12 protein-coding genes are annotated in these 15,542 nt (G+C 56.1%); 7 read left to right on the top strand and 5 right to left on the bottom strand.

The genetic code is table 11. The features are described 5' to 3' along the window. The 6 genes from eda to RA157_RS13510 all read left to right on the top strand — a co-directional run bounded on the left by eda (position 1) and on the right by RA157_RS13510 (position 10,946). A complete protein-coding gene (gene eda, locus RA157_RS13485) occupies positions 1 to 645 on the top strand; it encodes a bifunctional 4-hydroxy-2-oxoglutarate aldolase/2-dehydro-3-deoxy-phosphogluconate aldolase (protein ID WP_350333652.1) in 645 nt (214 codons plus the stop codon). Between the two features lie 23 nt (positions 646 to 668). Then, positions 669 to 2,126, top strand: coding sequence for a glucose-6-phosphate dehydrogenase (gene zwf, locus RA157_RS13490; RefSeq protein ID WP_350333653.1), 1,458 nt, complete (start codon positions 669 to 671; stop codon positions 2,124 to 2,126). Then, positions 2,123 to 2,812: a 6-phosphogluconolactonase gene (gene pgl / locus RA157_RS13495; RefSeq protein ID WP_350333654.1), complete on the top strand. Its 690-nt coding sequence runs from the start codon at positions 2,123 to 2,125 to the stop codon at positions 2,810 to 2,812. The genes zwf and pgl overlap by 4 nt, the downstream gene beginning before the upstream one ends. Before the next feature lie 795 nt (positions 2,813 to 3,607). Continuing rightward, the gene (locus RA157_RS13500) at positions 3,608 to 7,810 is read left to right on the top strand and encodes a spondin domain-containing protein (protein WP_350333655.1); all 4,203 of its coding nucleotides are present in this window, start codon (positions 3,608 to 3,610) and stop codon (positions 7,808 to 7,810) included. A gap of 68 nt (positions 7,811 to 7,878) precedes the next feature. Next, a complete protein-coding gene (locus RA157_RS13505; protein ID WP_350333656.1) occupies positions 7,879 to 9,627 on the top strand; it encodes a type I secretion system permease/ATPase in 1,749 nt (582 codons plus the stop codon). Between the two features lie 11 nt (positions 9,628 to 9,638). Continuing rightward, positions 9,639 to 10,946 (top strand): HlyD family type I secretion periplasmic adaptor subunit, encoded by a 1,308-nt coding sequence (locus RA157_RS13510; RefSeq protein ID WP_350333657.1) that lies wholly within the window; start codon positions 9,639 to 9,641, stop codon positions 10,944 to 10,946. Positions 10,947 to 10,997: 51 nt separating this feature from the next. Here the strand turns inward: RA157_RS13510 and RA157_RS13515 are convergent, their stop codons facing one another. Genes RA157_RS13515 through RA157_RS13535 form a run of 5 tightly spaced genes read right to left on the bottom strand, consistent with a single transcriptional unit; the run spans position 10,998 to position 14,920 of the window. Beyond that, positions 10,998 to 11,822 (bottom strand): formate/nitrite transporter family protein, encoded by an 825-nt coding sequence (locus RA157_RS13515; RefSeq protein WP_350333658.1) that lies wholly within the window; start codon positions 11,820 to 11,822, stop codon positions 10,998 to 11,000. Next, a complete protein-coding gene (locus RA157_RS13520) occupies positions 11,819 to 12,367 on the bottom strand; it encodes a hypothetical protein (protein WP_350333659.1) in 549 nt (182 codons plus the stop codon). Before RA157_RS13520 ends, RA157_RS13515 begins: the two co-directional genes overlap by 4 nt. Continuing rightward, positions 12,364 to 12,963 (bottom strand): SCO family protein, encoded by a 600-nt coding sequence (locus tag RA157_RS13525; protein ID WP_350333660.1) that lies wholly within the window; start codon positions 12,961 to 12,963, stop codon positions 12,364 to 12,366. Before RA157_RS13525 ends, RA157_RS13520 begins: the two co-directional genes overlap by 4 nt. Next, positions 12,960 to 14,396 carry a cbb3-type cytochrome c oxidase subunit I gene (locus RA157_RS13530; protein WP_350333661.1) on the bottom strand — a complete coding sequence of 479 codons (1,437 nt, stop codon included), beginning with the start codon at positions 14,394 to 14,396 and terminating at the stop codon, positions 12,960 to 12,962. The genes RA157_RS13525 and RA157_RS13530 overlap by 4 nt, the downstream gene beginning before the upstream one ends. Beyond that, positions 14,396 to 14,920, bottom strand: a complete 525-nt coding sequence (locus RA157_RS13535; protein WP_350333662.1) for a cupredoxin domain-containing protein — start codon at positions 14,918 to 14,920, stop codon at positions 14,396 to 14,398. The genes RA157_RS13530 and RA157_RS13535 overlap by 1 nt, the downstream gene beginning before the upstream one ends. Before the next feature lie 138 nt (positions 14,921 to 15,058). Here RA157_RS13535 and RA157_RS13540 point away from each other — a divergent pair, with 138 nt between their 5' ends. Further along, positions 15,059 to 15,529, top strand: coding sequence for an RrF2 family transcriptional regulator (locus RA157_RS13540; protein WP_350333663.1), 471 nt, complete (start codon positions 15,059 to 15,061; stop codon positions 15,527 to 15,529). The last annotated feature ends 13 nt before the right edge of the window (positions 15,530 to 15,542 follow it).

Below are 15,542 nucleotides of genomic sequence, written 5' to 3' on the forward strand. Positions count from 1 at the left end.
GTGTACTCATCCGTCATCAAGTCCATGGTTGCGCTGGATGATTTCTGTTCCAGAGCGCCGATTATACCGGTCCTGTCCGTTGAGCGCGCCTCTGATGCGGTTCCTTTGGCAAAGGCATTGATTGCCGGTGGACTGCCGGTTCTGGAAGTGACACTCAGAACCGATGCGGCGCTGGATGTGATCCGGGCCATGGCCAGGGTGAACGGTGGTGTGGTTGGAGCGGGAACCGTTCTGACCTCATCCCAGGCCGAAGAGGTGAAGAAAGCAGGCGCGCGGTTCTGCGTGTCTCCCGGGGCGACTGAAGCGCTTCTGGATGCCTGCGAGATGCTCGAGCTGCCGCTTCTGGCCGGTGCAGCCACAGCATCGGAAGTCATGCGGCTTATGGAACGCGGTTACCGCTATGCCAAGTTTTTCCCCGCAGAAGCAGCAGGCGGCATCCCGATGCTCAAATCCCTGAATGGTCCTTTGCCGGATATGCGGTTTTGCCCGACTGGTGGTCTGACACCGGACAATGCCGCAGACTATCTGTCCCTGCCCAACGTGGTTTGTGCTGGCGGGTCATGGGTTGCGCCTGCCGCGCTGGTTCGTCAGGGGGGCTGGTCGGAGATTGAGGCACTGGCCCGTCAGGCGGCCGCGCTGCGATAACATCAAGACGAAGGAGGCGTCCTATGGTCGCGCAAGTCATCCCGGTTGAGGAATGCGATCTGGTTATCTTCGGTGGGACCGGCGATCTGTCGCGCCGCAAGATCCTGCCTGCTCTGTTTCAGCGGTTCAAGGCCGGACAATGGCTTGAAAGCGGGCGCATTATTGCGGCTGCCAAGAGTGAGCATTCAAACGAGCGTTTCCGGCAGATTGTGAAGGAGGCCTTGCTGGAATTTGCAGGGCTGTCTGATGCCGATGATCCGCATATGACAGCGTTTCTTGAGCGGATTTCCTACGTCCAGATCGATGCGACGGGAGACCTGGGCTGGAAGGCATTGCTCGACAGCATGCGGGCGGAAACGGTTCGGGTATTCTATCTTTCGGTTGGCCCATCCCTGTTCGCGCCCATTTGTCAGCAGCTCGTGGCCTATGGCATTTCTGATGAAGACAGCCGGATTGTGATGGAAAAGCCGTTTGGTCATGACCTTGAAAGCGCCCGAGCTCTCAATGCCCAACTGGCTGATTGTTTTGATGAGACGCAGATTTATCGGATTGACCACTATCTTGGTAAGGAAACCGTTCAGAACCTGATGGCTCTGCGTTTTGCCAACGCCCTGTTTGAGCCGCTGTGGAACTCGCAATATATCGATCATATCCAGATTACAGCCGCCGAAAAGATCGGTGTTGAGGGGCGAGGTGCCTATTATGACAGGTCAGGCGCCATGCGGGATATGGTGCAGAACCATCTGCTGCAGCTGATGTGCCTGATTGCCATGGAGCCGCCATCCGCATTCTCGCCGGATGATATTCGGGGTGAGAAACTCAAGGTTATCAACGCCCTGTCACCGGTTGGCCCGGAAGATGTGACCCGTGGCCAATATCGCGGCACGGACGACACGTTGTCCTATCTGGATGAGGTGGGAGACGCGACCAGTACCACGGAGAGTTTCGTTGCCTTCAAGGCTCATGTGGAAACCTGGCGCTGGGCCGGAACCCCTTTCTACATTCGCACAGGCAAACGCCTGCGGGCGCGCATGTCGGAAATCTCGATCCAGTTCAAGGAACCTCCACACAATATCTTCAAACCACTCGGCAAGGGATTGAGCGGAAACTCCCTGATTATCCGGTTGCAGCCGGATGAGGGCATCAAGCTTCATGTGATGATCAAGGAACCGGGACCAGGCGGTATCCGTCTTCTGGATGTGCCGCTCGACATGACCTTCATGGACCTCACTGACAAGACGGATGTGGCGATGCCGGACGCTTACGAGCGTCTGCTGATGGATGTGGTGCGTGGAGATCAGACATTGTTCATGCGCGGTGATGAGGTGGAAGCTGCCTGGCGCTGGACAGACCAGATGATCGCCCAATGGGAAAACCGTGCGGACAAACCCGACCCCTATGACAGCGGGTCATCCGGCCCGGAACAGGCCCTGATGCTGATGCACAGGGATCATCGCCGTTGGCGGGAGATAGAGGCATGACGGTTGAGGTTCAATATCCCGGCCGGGCCTCGCTCATGTCCGCACTGGCTGAGAAGGTTGCAGAAGAGCTTCAGGTCGCTCTGGATGCGGCAGGGCGTGCTACACTCGCAGTGCCAGGGGGCACCACGCCAGCTCCATTTTTCGAAATCCTGCGCAAGGCGCCGCTTGACTGGAGCAAGGTCATAGTCCTGCTGACCGACGAACGCTTTGTACCGGAAAGCTCGGACCGATCCAATACCCGTCTGCTGAAAGAGGCCTTGCTGCGGGACAAGGCTGCAGCAGCCTCTCTTGTGCCTTTCTATCAGATTGCAGATCAGCCTGAGGATGTCCTCGATCATATCAGAGCGGGCCTGGACGCGGCCCTGCCAATAGATGTCTGTGTTCTCGGCATGGGAGTGGATATGCATACGGCATCTCTCTTTCCCGGAGCAGATCTCCTTGAAGAGGCTTTATCCATGACAGCGCCCATTATTCTGCCCATGCGCGCGCCAGGTGCACCAGAGCCGCGATTGACCCTGACCGCTCCTGCACTTCTGGGCGCACGAAAAATCCATGTTCTGATTACAGGCGAGGAGAAGAAACACGCCCTGGCTTTGGCAATGAGTGACCTTGATGCAATTGCCGACGCGCCCGTTCGCCTGATCCTTCGGGATGGGGCAGAGGTGACCGTCCACTATGCAGATTAGGGTCAAGACTCATTGCTCATAGCAAGGCCGCACCGGTGATTGTTCACTGGTTCTGAATGTTGTGTTGAACGAATGTGTTTTGATTTAGGGTTCAGGCTGTGTCTTTCCCGTGGACCCGAAGGGCGGGGCTGTTTCCCAGTCTGGCTTTGTTGGAAATCTTTGAAAGCCGTCCAGGCTTCCTGCAGACTTCCGCCGCGCCCGACAGAAAAACATCCTCCGCAGAACGGACGGAATTTAGGAGTCTGAACCCTAGGGTTTGATGGCGCAAAAGAATTGTTATATTTGCAGAATATCAGTTTGGATCATTTTTTTATTTTATATTCTAATCACAGAGCGCATTCTTCGTTTGCGGATACTGATAACAATCCAGATGATGTTTTTATTCAACATAAAATCTGTCAACCGTCTGTGAACGCATTGTGAAAGGTATCAGGCCTGTGGTCTTGATGCTGCCCAAAATCATCAAAAACGGCCTAATTGTGATCGATCACCTTTAGTTGATGATAGAAATTCGATGCGAAATGAGGCGGATTTGACAGAATCGGGCATGATTCTGTCACAAAATCATATTGATTTTTCAGCATTTTTTATGTTTTTGAAAATTATTCGCCACATTTCTTTATTTGGTATTCAGGGAACGAAATGTGATCCAAATTGGCGATCACGCCCCGGCCCATCAGTCATATTTCTCATATTTTTGTCAGTTTAATACTCCTTAGGTACCTCATTATTGTCCGTCCTGTACAGCGATGAGCATCCGTTGTGGTTGCTCGAACTCAAGTATAGGTCAAAATCATGGATAGCATTGATCAGGGCCCAATCGTTCTCGATGAGGACGGGGCAAATAATATCCAGTCTAATGACGTTCAATCGGCCGAGGTCGGTATCCGGGTGGAGGGAAACCAGGTCAATCTTCTGAACAGTGGCACAGTCACTGCGGATGGTGACGGCGTTGTTGTCGCCGGCGATGAAGTCAATTTGACAAACTCCGGTTCGATCACGGGGGATCCTAACGGCGTTTCCATTGAAAGTAACGAAGCCGATCTGGTAAATTCCGGAACAATCACCGGCGAAGACGTTGGCGTCTCCATCTCCGGTCGTGATTTCAGTGTCCTGAATTCAGGAACGATCACCGGGGGTGAGGCGTCAATTGATGCGTCAGAATCCACCGGAACGAACAGCCTCACCAACTCCGGTACCCTGGAAGGTGACGTCATCCTCGGTTCAGGTGCTGATACCGTCGATTCCACCAACGGCACCATTAATGGTGAAGTTGATCTGGGTGCAGGTGATGACAGCTTCACCGGTACATCAGGAAATGACACGATTACCGGTGGTCTCGGTAACGATGTCATCAATGGTGGTCCGGGCATCGACACCGTACGGTTCGATGATATCGACGTACCGGTGACGGTCGATCTTGGTTCTGGTACCGCGACCCGGGAAACCGGCTTCTCTATCACGGTGACAGACCAGCCACTCGCTTCGCTGACAACAGATCAGTCTCCGGCTGATCTGGTTGAAGAAGCGGTCAATGATCGGCTCTACTACAACATTCACACCAATGACTTTAATGGTGGTGAAATTCGTGGCCAGCTGATCACTCAGACTGATGAAACAGCTGAAGACGGCACGCGTACCATCGTTCTGGAAGCCGAGCTTGATGCCGCTCAGGAGCCTGGACCAACCAGCGATTCTGAAGCAACAGGTACAGGTCGTGTGACGATCACCGTTTCTCCAAGCGGCTCTGTGTCCTACAGCTCCGTACTGGCTGTGACAGGTCTTGCGACATCTGACCTTCTGCCAGTGGCAGGTGTCAGTGCTATCCACATCCACAACGCTCCTGCAGGTCAGAATGGCCCTGTAATCACAGACGTTGTTCAGGATGCAGGTGGTGACATCAACGGTGTAGCCCAGTCCGAAGCCGCTGATACCGGTGATGGCAATGTGTTTGCTGAGGTAACCGAAACAGATCAGTTGATCGGTATTGAGAACGTCATTGGTTCCAATGATCCAGACAGCATCACGGGTGATGCGCTTGCCAACCGTCTTGAAGGTCTTGATGACAATGACACGCTGATCGGCCTCGGTGGCAACGATACGCTCGAAGGTGGTGAAGGGAACGACATCCTGCGTGGTGGCGGTGGCACCGATGTGATCCGCGGTGGTCTCGGTATCGACACCAACGATTTCTCTGACATCAACGCCAATGCGGAAAGCCCGGATGGCACCGGTGTTACGGTCACAGTCAATGCGGATGGTACAGGCACTGCCCAGTACATCGCGCCGAATGGCAATGAAATCAACGAAGAGTTCACCGGTATCGAGAACATTACCGGTTCCGTGAACAACGATGAGATCACAGCCGAAGGCGAAGCGAACAACGTTCTGATTGGCCTTGGCGGCAATGATACCCTGAATGGTGGTGCCGGTAACGACATCCTACGTGGTGGTGGTGGTACCGATATCATCAACGGTGGCCTTGGTATTGACACCAACGACTTCTCTGACATCAATGCCAATGCGGAAGACCCCGATGGCACTGGTGTAACCGTTGCACTCGGAGCCGATGGTTCTGGTACAGCCCAGTACATCGCGCCGAATGGCAATGAGATCAACGAGAGCTTTACCGGTATCGAGAACATCACCGGCTCCAACAACAATGACACGATCATTGCAAGCGGTGCTGCAGCCAACGAGATCTCCGGCGGAGACGGCAATGACTTTATTGCTGGCGGTGGCGGCGTCGATGTTCTGGACGGCGGTGCAGGTAGTGATACCAACAGTTTCCAGGGTATTGGTGCTCCGGTTATTGCTGATCTCGGGTCCGGCAGTGCCTCCTATCAGCCGAACGAAAACACGACCGTGTTCGAGAACTTCCAGAATTTCGAAAATCTGGATGGATCTTCAAACAACGATCAGCTGTTTGGCGATGGCGGTGCCAACACCCTGACGGGCAATGACGGAAACGATCTGTTGGCAGGCCGTGGCGGTAATGACATCCTTGAAGGTGGTATCGGCAACGACGTCCTGCGTGGCGGCGGTGGCAATGACAGCCTTGATGGCGGAGCGGATATTGATACGGCTGATTTCTCCGATATCGGTGTATCTGTTGATGTCAGCCTCGAGCGCGGTAATGGCCAGTATGAGGTAAATGGTAACCAGGTCGAGGATACGATCCGGAATATCGAGAACGTCACAGGTTCTGCCAATGATGACCGTATTGAAGGTGATGGTGGCAACAACCTGCTTGCAGGTGGTGCTGGTGCCGATACGCTGCTTGGCGGTGGTGGTGCAGATATTCTGCGCGGCGATTCCGTTGGCGATGGCGAAGCGATCACTGTAACGGTCACAAACACCCTTGGTGAAGGTGGAACCTTCCTGACCCCGGTCTGGTTCGGCTTCCATGACGGTCAGAACTTCGATCTGTTCAACGCTGGCGAAGCTGCAAGCACTGGTCTTGAGCGTCTGGCAGAAGACGGATCAATTGAAGGGATCGCCGCTGAATTCAACGCTCAGGTCGATGGCCGCGGTGTTGATGCGACAATCATCGGCCCGGATGGAGCTCCCGGCCCGATTGATCCGGGTGAGACGGCAAGCTTCACCATCAACGTCAATCAGGCACAGGTCGGTCAGGGCTTCTTCACCTGGGCAACCATGATCATCCCGTCCAACGACGCCTTCCTGGCGGTGCCGGATGATGCGCTTGCTGATCCGATCTTTGATGAAAACGGCAATTTCATTGGTCCGGTCATCATCGAACGCTTCGGTCGTGATGTTCTGGATGCGGGTACAGAAGTCAACAATGAAGAAGGCGCTGCCTTCCTCAACCAGACCGCTCGTGACCAGGGAACCGTAGAAAACGGCGTAGTCGGCGCGCATCCGGGCTTCAATGGCTCAGAAGGCAACCCGAACGGTGCACCGCAGAACATTCTCGGTGGAACAACGGCTGCCGGAACCATCGTTGACCCGGTCGAAGGCGACTTCACCCGTAATGGCGGCAATGAGCAGCTCCTGCGCATTGTGATCGACCGGGTTGCAGGCTCCGACGACATTCTCGATGGCGGTGCAGGCGATGATACGCTGGAAGGCGGCGGAGGTCGTGACACCTTCATCGTTCGTCGTGGTACGGGATCGGATACGGTTGTCGACTTCACGGTCGGTGCAGAATCCGGTGACTTCCTCGATGTGTCCGATTTCGCCAACCTCACCAATCTCCAGACTGTCCAGGCCGCTGCGGTTCAGGATGGTGATGACACAGTCATCACGCTTGCTGAAGGCGATCAGGTCCGTCTGGAAAACGTCAATGTCAACGAGCTCGTCTCTGACAACTTCGTCTTTGCTGAAGAGCAGGGCGGTGTAGACGTTGTCGGTGGCAACGATGATGACGACATCGAAGGTGGCGAAGAAGCCGACAACATCGACGGCGGCAACGGCGACGATGTCATTAACGGCAATGGCGGCAACGACATCCTTGCTGGCAGCAATGGCGATGATGACATTGACGGTGGCGATGGTGATGACACCATTACCGGAAGCCGTGGTGATGACGACCTTGATGGTGGCAATAACAACGACAACATCAGTGGTGGTCGTGGTGACGACGACATCGAAGGTGGTGCCGGTAACGACATCCTCGAAGGTGGCCGTGGCAATGACATCCTCAATGGTGGCTCCGGTGAAGATCTGCTCTGCGCCGGTATCGGTAATGACGAGCTGAACGGCGGTGAAGACAATGACCGTCTGGAAGGTGGTCGCGGTGCCGACACGTTCGTCTTCGAGCGTGGCACGGACAGTGATGTTGTCACCGACTTTGCCGGTATGGAAGACATTCTGGATCTGACGGACGAAGAACTGATGTTCGAGACCTTCGAAGACGTTCAGGAGGCTGCAATGCAAGACGGCAACAATGTGGTGATCGACCTTGGTGAAGGCGATCAGGTCACATTGCTCGGCGTCTCTCTCGCAGACCTCAACCAAGACAACGTCCTCGTTTGATGACGTGATCAGGCGGAGGCCGGTTATCCGGCCTCCGTTCTCCTTATTTCAGACAGGGGGTCGTTCCCATGACACAGAAAAACAAAGGTTATCGTTATCTCCAGCTCGCGTTTCAGCGGTGCAAGAGCGGCCTCTACGGCATTGCCGCATTCAGCTTCCTTATCAATCTGCTGATGCTGGCCGGACCGCTCTATATGATGCTGGTGTATGACCGGGTTCTTGCCAGCCAGAGTGTTCCGACACTTGTGGGCATCAGCGTTCTGATTGGTGGCCTCCTTCTGGCACAGGGCATTCTCACCATGATCCGTTCCCGTATGCTGATCCGTGTCGGCAACCGGTTGAGCCAGTCAATGGAAGAGGTGGTTTTTCATGCTCATGTGGAGAAATCGGTTCAGAAAGGCGCGTCATCGGCTCAGACCCTGCGTCAGCTGAAGACTCTCCGCGAATTTCTTGGCGGCTCGACCCTGCCGGTTCTGTTCGATGCTCCGTGGGCGCTCATCTATATCGGTGTGGTCTATCTACTGCATCCGGTCCTCGGTCTTATCTCCCTGGCGGGCTTTGTCGTCCTGCTTCTGTGTGGCATCGCCAATGAATTCTTCACCCGCGGTCGCCTGCGTGAGGCTGCCGAATGGTCTCATGAGAGCGGCAAGCTGCTGGGTGATACAATGCGCAATGCAGAAGTGGTCTCCGCTCAAGGCATGACCGCGCGTCTTTTCAAGCGCTGGACCAAACTGGAAAGCCGGGCTCAGTATCGCCAGAGCAAGGCCAGCGATGTGTCGTCTGATTTTGGCGCGATGTCCCGCACAGTGCGTCTGATCCTGCAGTCAATGATCCTTGGCACAGGTGCCTATCTGGCCATTCAGGGACAATTGTCTCCCGGCGCAATCATTGCGGCCTCTATCATCATGGCGCGTGGTCTGGCTCCGGCAGAGCAGGCAATTACCGGCTGGAAACAGTGGCTGACAGCCCGTGCGGCCTACCGGACCCTTAAGCTGGATCTGATGGAATTTATGCTTGAGCAGCCGCGTATGACGCTGCCGAAGCCAAAAGGCTCGCTGATCGTGCGTCAGGCCTATATTGCCGCGCCGAACAGCACCAAGCCGATCCTGAACAATGTCTCGTTCAGCCTTGCAGCCGGTGACGTGCTCGCAATTATCGGCCCGAGTGGCTCCGGCAAATCAGCCCTTGCCCGTTCACTGGTGGCGGCATGGCCTGCCATGCGGGGAACCATCCGCCTGGATGGGGCGGATCTGACCCAGTGGAGCAAGAACCAGCTTGGCGATGCCATCGGCTATCTGCCGCAGGATGTGGAGCTTTTCGATGGGACCGTTCGTGAGAACATCGCTCGCTTTGCTGATGAGATCGACGACCGCGAGGTGGTCGAGGCTGCCAAAAAGGCTGGCGCTCACGGGCTGATCCTGTCTCTGCCGAACGGCTATGAAACCCGCATCGGCGAAAGTGGACGGCATCTGTCCGGTGGCCAGCGCCAGCGGATCGGTCTTGCCCGTGCCATGTTCGGCAATCCCTGCCTCATCGTTCTGGATGAGCCGAATTCCAATCTCGACAGTCTGGGTGACGTGGCTCTGCATGATGCCATTCGCTCCTGGAAGGAGGAGGGACGGACCGCGATTATCGTTTCTCACCGTCCGAGTGCGGTGGAACTGGCCCACAAGGTTCTGGCGCTCGATAACGGTCGTGTCCGCGCCTTCGGGCCGAAGGACCAGATCCTCAAAACAACAGATCGCGGTACCATGATTGCATCTGGTATCGCATCCGGAATGAGCCAGAGCCGTACGGCTGCGGTTGCAGCAGAATAGAGGTTAGGACAATGAAAAAGCTGACACAGAAAAAAGCACCAACAGGCCTCCTGCGCTGGGGCTTCCTCGGGCTGGTCATTTCCGGCACCATGGTTGGCGGCAGTCTCGCCTGGTCTCTCACCACAAGCATTGACGGAGCGGTGATCGCCCCCGGACTGGTGATGGTGGAAAGCAACCGCAAGACCATCCAGCATCTGGAAGGCGGGATCATCCGCGATATCCGGATCAAGGAAGGGGATCTGGTCAAGGAAGGCGATACGCTGATTGTCCTTGATGATACGGAATCCAGCGGCGAATTGCTGGTGCTGAGGGATCGACTGGCCGATTTCAAGGCCCGAAAGGCGCGCCTCAGCGCCGAGCTCGAACTGGCAAGCGACGTGTCTTACCCGCAATCGCTTTTGGCCCGTGCCGATGAAGCCAAGATTGCCGCCCTGATCCAAACCCAGAACAGCCTTTTCCTGTCGCGCAGCGCAGCACGGGAGGCCCAGGCGGCCCTTCTTGGCAAGCGGATTGATGCGCTTAAGGCCGAGCGATCCAGTCTCACCAAACAGACCGCGTCCCTGCGCAAGGAAATGGCATTGCTTGAAGAGGAAAACGGGGTTCTGTCCAAGCTCAACAAGCGTAACCTGGTGCCGATCTCGCAAGTCCTGTCTGTCCGCCGCAATATTGCCCGGACGGATTCCCAGATTGCCAATAATGACGGACGGTTTGAAAGCCTTGCAGCACAGATCCTGCAGATCAAGGCCGAGAAGGCGCAGATGAAGTCCGGATTCCTTGAGACGGTGGCGACCGAACTTGCCAATGTGCAGTCGGAAATCCATACACTCAGCGAGCGTGAGGCGACCTTTATCGACCGTCAGGGCCGCAAGAAGATCATCGCACCCAAGACAGGCCGGGTTCTGAACCTGCAATATTACACGGTCGGTGGTGTTATTCCGCCAGCCCAGGCGATTATGGATATCGTGCCCAGTGCTGATGCTCTTGTTCTGACGGCTCGTGTGCCGGTGAATGATATTGATCTGGTTTCCGCCGGTATGGACGCCCGGGTGCGTCTCACGGCGTTCAACCGCAATGCAACACCGGAGTTCTCCGGCACGGTCGAGAGCATTTCCGCAGACAGCATTGTCAACGCGGAAGATGGCACAGCCCACTACAATGCCCGCATTTCCCTGAACAAGCAGGAACTGCAGGACGCGAAACTGGAGCTGGTCCCGGGCATGCAGGTCGAGACCATGATCCTGACAGGTGAGCGGCTTGTCGCATCCTATCTGGCCCGCCCGCTGAAAGACGGCTTCAGCCGATCCTTCAGGGACGAATAAACCGGAGCGGACAGCGGGCTCTCCAGCCGCTGGTCCTGATGTGACATCCGGTCAAGAGCGTATCGGTGTTTCTCCTGGCACCGATACGCTTTGCTGTTTGTCTACAACGGGTTTCGCCGCGCTGAGCCAATAGCCCAGTCCCATGATGACAGAACCAGACAGAGCGTTGCCGAGGGTGACATAGGCAAGATTGCGGATCGCGCCTGCCAGGGTGATGGTCTCGGGATGATCAGACAGCAGGGCGACGGAAAAGACCGTCATGTTGGCGACGCTATGCTCAAAGCCTGCGGCGATGAAGGCATACAGGCACCAGAAGATAATGATGCATTTGAAGACGTCATTACTGCTGCGGGATGAACACCATAACGCGAGACAAACCAGCCAGTTACAGAGAATAGCTCGTGCAATCAGCTCAAGAGCCGGGGCGTTCATCTTCTTTGCGGCAACCGCGTGAAGAAGCGCGGGATCTGAATGCCCGACAACCAGTCCGCCGCCGCCCATGATGAACAGGAGCGCAAGAAGGCCGGCACCAGCCAGATTCCCCACCCAGCTCATGCCCCAGCATCTGAAGAGATCAGGCAGGCGCACCTGTCGGGTGAGCCAGCCGATGGTCATATACATGGTATGGCCGGTAAACAGCTCCGCTCCGGCAAAGACCACGAGCGTCAGTGCGATCCCGAAGCTGGCCCCCATGACAAGAGGCCGGATTGAAGCGTCAACCCCTTGACCAACTGAAAAAATCAGCAGGATTCCGACACCGACATAGGCTCCGGCTTTCATGGCCAGAACGAGAAAAGCCAGCGGGTTCGTTTTCACGGAAACACTTTTGGCTTCCGCAAGATTGGAAAACAACAGAACGGTCTCTTTCAGCGTCATGAGAACCCTCGTTTGATAAGGCGTTCGGCAGGCAATGCACCAAACAGCAGGGGCCACCCCCAGAGAATGATCAACCCGGCAGCAAGGTAGAGAAAGCCATAGCCGAGCCGTTCCTGATCGGAGACCAGGTAGGAATTGCAGATGCGCACCGGCGCGTGAATATAGAGAAAGCCGAGAACTCCCAGCATGGAGAGCGCGTTTGCCTTGAGGAACCCGCGCAACATGGGGGTGAGTGATGACCAGCACAGGGTAAAAGGCACTCCAGCCAGAAGCGGTAGAGTGATGAATTTCGCTCCATCGACCCACAAGGAGCCAAGCGCCGCATCGATGCTTCTCGGAAGCATCCAGAAAGCCAGGGTGAACAGGGCTACAATCAACAGGCTGTAACGGTCCCTGCTGTTTTGGAAGCCCCAGGCCCCTGCGACGCCAATGCCGACCAGAAGAGGAATCTGGACGAGCACATGAATGACAGGATCCCGCTCCGCATGGGGGATGAGCCAGAGTGCGGCAATCAGCATGAGGAGGGCGAGGGGAAGACGGATCATCCAAGCCGTTCCTTCACCGCTTCTGCCACCTCTGCCACGGCATCAATGTCATAGAGGGCTGCAAACCGGCCTGTGCGGTCAATCAGAAGGATAGCGGCATTGTGCTGGAAACCGCCCCATTCATCCGGGATGACGGTCACCTCGAAAGTCGAAAGCAGGGCCTGGAGGTCTCTTGTCTCGGGTCGTGCGACTGTCCAGCGCCTGCCATCTGCGCCATGGGCTTCTCCATAGTGGCGGAGAGCATCTGGCGTATCCCGCTCCGGGTCAAAGCTGACAGACAGCATCCGAACCGGCAGACCCTGCTCCTCCAGCCTGTCCCGCAGGGTCGAGAAGTCTATGGCGGCCAGCTGGCAGATATCCGGGCAGGTGGTGTAGATAAATTCCACCAGAACGATCTCGCCGTTCTCGGGTTTCAGCGGAATGGAATGCCCGTCCATCGCCTGAAGAGTCACATCAGGCACCGAACGGGGGGCTTCGGCAATGGCAATCCGCCTGGCGCCTTCGGCTGTGACAGCACGAAGGCCGTCTGTTGCCTGCCAGAAAAGCCCGCCGCCCGTTAGGGCCAGGGCGGCGGGCAAGAGGAGGGAGCGGATCACATCTCCCTCCGGGGGGTTACAAGACGGATGGTATAGGCCAGTACAAACCACAGGGTGCCGAGCACAATCAGGATGGCAAACAGAGTGCCTATCTGGCTCTGCAGCATCCATTCTGGGAAATGCACAGCCCAGCGGCGGGGAATGGAGCTGGCGCCTGAGACGAGGAAGACCAGAACAAACCCGATGGCCCCGGCCACGTAGGTAATGAACGCAGCCTTGTCGAGGCCGGTCAAGGTGGCGGTCTGCTGACCACGGACCAGCCAGGCCATGAAGCCGAAGGCCATCGCCACTTCGCCCAGCAGCAGATAGGTGTGGAAATGCCCCGGTACCCACTGGGTGTTATGCATCACCTTGTTGACGGTGATCATACCGTCAATGGTGGCCGGGATGGACCCGATGGACCAGCCGATGACTGAAATGACGAGCAGGGCAGAGGCCAGATCCCACCTGATGCCGGACCCGCGCAGATAGATGCACAGAGAAAAGGCTGTGACTGCCAGAAGTGGAATGCCGCTGAAGTAGGAGACAAGCTGACCGATGACCAGCATCCACGGCGGCATGACCACATCCTGCAGCAGATGATGCCAGTAGACAGCCATGACGAAGAAAAGGATTGCGGTCCAGGCGAGGACAAACACCTTGGTGGTCTTCCACGGGCGCCCCGTATATTCGGGGATGATCTCATAGACAGCAACCACGGCCATGTAGATGGCAGCGTTGATGAAGACATGGCCAAAGAAGAAGATGAGGTTCTTTGCCAGAAGCGCATCCACCTCAAAGCCGGGGATCAGAAGATGAACAAGGCTGGCAACCAGTACGGCAGCCCCGAGAATAATGCCGATCGAGTTGAAGATTGTCACCGCAGCAGCAGCAACGATCGTCGGCGGTGGTACGTCATCGGTCTTGCCTGCGAAAACGAATGACCAGCCGAGCGCCTTGCCCAGCGAGCCGTAGCGCTTGATGATCTTGAGACCAAGCTCGAGATAGTAGAGCAGAAAACCAACCCCGATCAGCGTGTAGCCAATCATGAAAAGGGCAGCGGACCAGAGTTCCCAGACACCGCCGGACTGGGCAGGAAGGGGAAACAGGAAGGTCCAACCGCCAGCATATCCGCCAATGAAGATTGACGTGAGAATAGCAATGACGCCCGCCAGAAACAGGCCGATAAAGCCCCAGAAAATGCCATGATTAAGCGGCAGATGCCGTCCGGCGAAATACCAGAGGATGGCTGCACCGGAAAGGCCTGCAGTTCCAACCATACCTGCACCATGGGCCGTCAGGATCTGGTAGAACAGATCAGCTTCAAGTGGCAGCCAGCCAGCCTGAGCAGCCCTCATTGCGACACCAAGAACCATCATCAGCGCGAAAACGGCTCCGGATATCAGCATGGTGAATTTCACCGCACCGGCCTGCGGGGGAAGTTCCGTCTGCATCAGTTTTTCTCCTCTGATGATGTGGTTTCAGAGACCGTGAAACTGTTAATCATGTCGTGATGGGCGACACCGCAATATTCAAGGCACAGAATCTGATAGGTGCCCGGTTCCGTGAAGGTGTAGGTGATGGTGCTGGTATAGCCGGGTATGGCCTGGGTCTGGACCAGCAGACGCATGTCGCTGTTATAGATCCCCATGCCGTGGGTAACGTCTTCCGTTGTGACATCGAAATTGATCGGCTGGCCGAGAGGAACCTGCTCCTGATCAATCTCCCACCACCATTGCCCGCCTGTGACCGACACCGTGAACGCCTCGGATTCAGAAGCCGTGGCATGCGGCCATTCCCGCAGGGAGGCGACCGAGATGATGACACCGGCAATGGTCAAGGCCCAGATGAGGCGGGTTCTGAGACGATCCGGGTTGATATCGGGTGGTGATCCGTTGGCTGCGCGAACAGCACGCCAGAAGATCAGGGCAAGCGCGGCCATCAGGACCAGCGCTACCGCAAGAACGGTTGGCTGCATTGGTTTTCCCTAGCTTTATTAAATATGCTTTTATAATGCGTATTAAAGCGACGGGAAAGATTCTGTCAAGATAAATACGATTTTTAAATGCGTATTATATGTCTTTTAAATCCGGAGCAGATGTGCAACAAAGAGAGCATGCAAATTACCAAGTTCTCAGATTTCGCCCTGAGGGTGCTGATCCATCTGGCCGTTTCCGACGGTGAGTTACGCTCCACCCGCGAGTTGGCAGAGATGCATAATCTGTCCTTCAACCATCTGGCGAAGGTCACCCAGTGGCTGACCAGCGAAGGCTATGTAGACTCCATAAGAGGGCGGTCGGGCGGCCTGCGTCTTGCCATGGAGCCTAAGGATATCTCACTCGGTGCCCTGATGCGAAAGTCAGAACGGGGCTCGCCGCTGGTCGAATGCATGAAGGATGGCTACACCGGATGCTGTGTGATGACACCCGCCTGCGGGCTTCTGCCGGTGCTGCATGATGCGCAGGAGGCGTTTTTCCAGTCTCTCGATAAGCGCACCTTGGCTGATGTGATGGCAGGCAATCGCGGTATGATCAACCTGCTGAAAACACTGGAAAAGCATCGGGCAGAGGCTGAGACCTCTACCTGAGCTATCAGCAATG

It is taken from the genome of Coralliovum pocilloporae (assembly GCF_030845175.1).
Classification (GTDB): Bacteria; Pseudomonadota; Alphaproteobacteria; order Rhizobiales; family Cohaesibacteraceae; genus Coralliovum; species Coralliovum pocilloporae.

Bases quoted from the DNA above. Each gene is read 5' to 3' on its own strand.
- zwf (WP_350333653.1), top strand. From the start codon at position 669: ATGGTCGCGCAAGTCATCCCGGTTGAGGAATGCGATCTGGTTATCTTC.
- pgl (WP_350333654.1), top strand. From the start codon at position 2,123: ATGACGGTTGAGGTTCAATATCCCGGCCGGGCCTCGCTCATGTCCGCA.
- RA157_RS13500 (WP_350333655.1), top strand. From the start codon at position 3,608: ATGGATAGCATTGATCAGGGCCCAATCGTTCTCGATGAGGACGGGGCA.
- RA157_RS13505 (WP_350333656.1), top strand. From the start codon at position 7,879: ATGACACAGAAAAACAAAGGTTATCGTTATCTCCAGCTCGCGTTTCAG.
- RA157_RS13510 (WP_350333657.1), top strand. From the start codon at position 9,639: ATGAAAAAGCTGACACAGAAAAAAGCACCAACAGGCCTCCTGCGCTGG.
- RA157_RS13515 (WP_350333658.1), bottom strand. From the start codon at position 11,822: ATGACGCTGAAAGAGACCGTTCTGTTGTTTTCCAATCTTGCGGAAGCC.
- RA157_RS13520 (WP_350333659.1), bottom strand. From the start codon at position 12,367: ATGATCCGTCTTCCCCTCGCCCTCCTCATGCTGATTGCCGCACTCTGG.
- RA157_RS13530 (WP_350333661.1), bottom strand. From the start codon at position 14,396: ATGCAGACGGAACTTCCCCCGCAGGCCGGTGCGGTGAAATTCACCATG.
- RA157_RS13535 (WP_350333662.1), bottom strand. From the start codon at position 14,920: ATGCAGCCAACCGTTCTTGCGGTAGCGCTGGTCCTGATGGCCGCGCTT.
- RA157_RS13540 (WP_350333663.1), top strand. From the start codon at position 15,059: ATGCAAATTACCAAGTTCTCAGATTTCGCCCTGAGGGTGCTGATCCAT.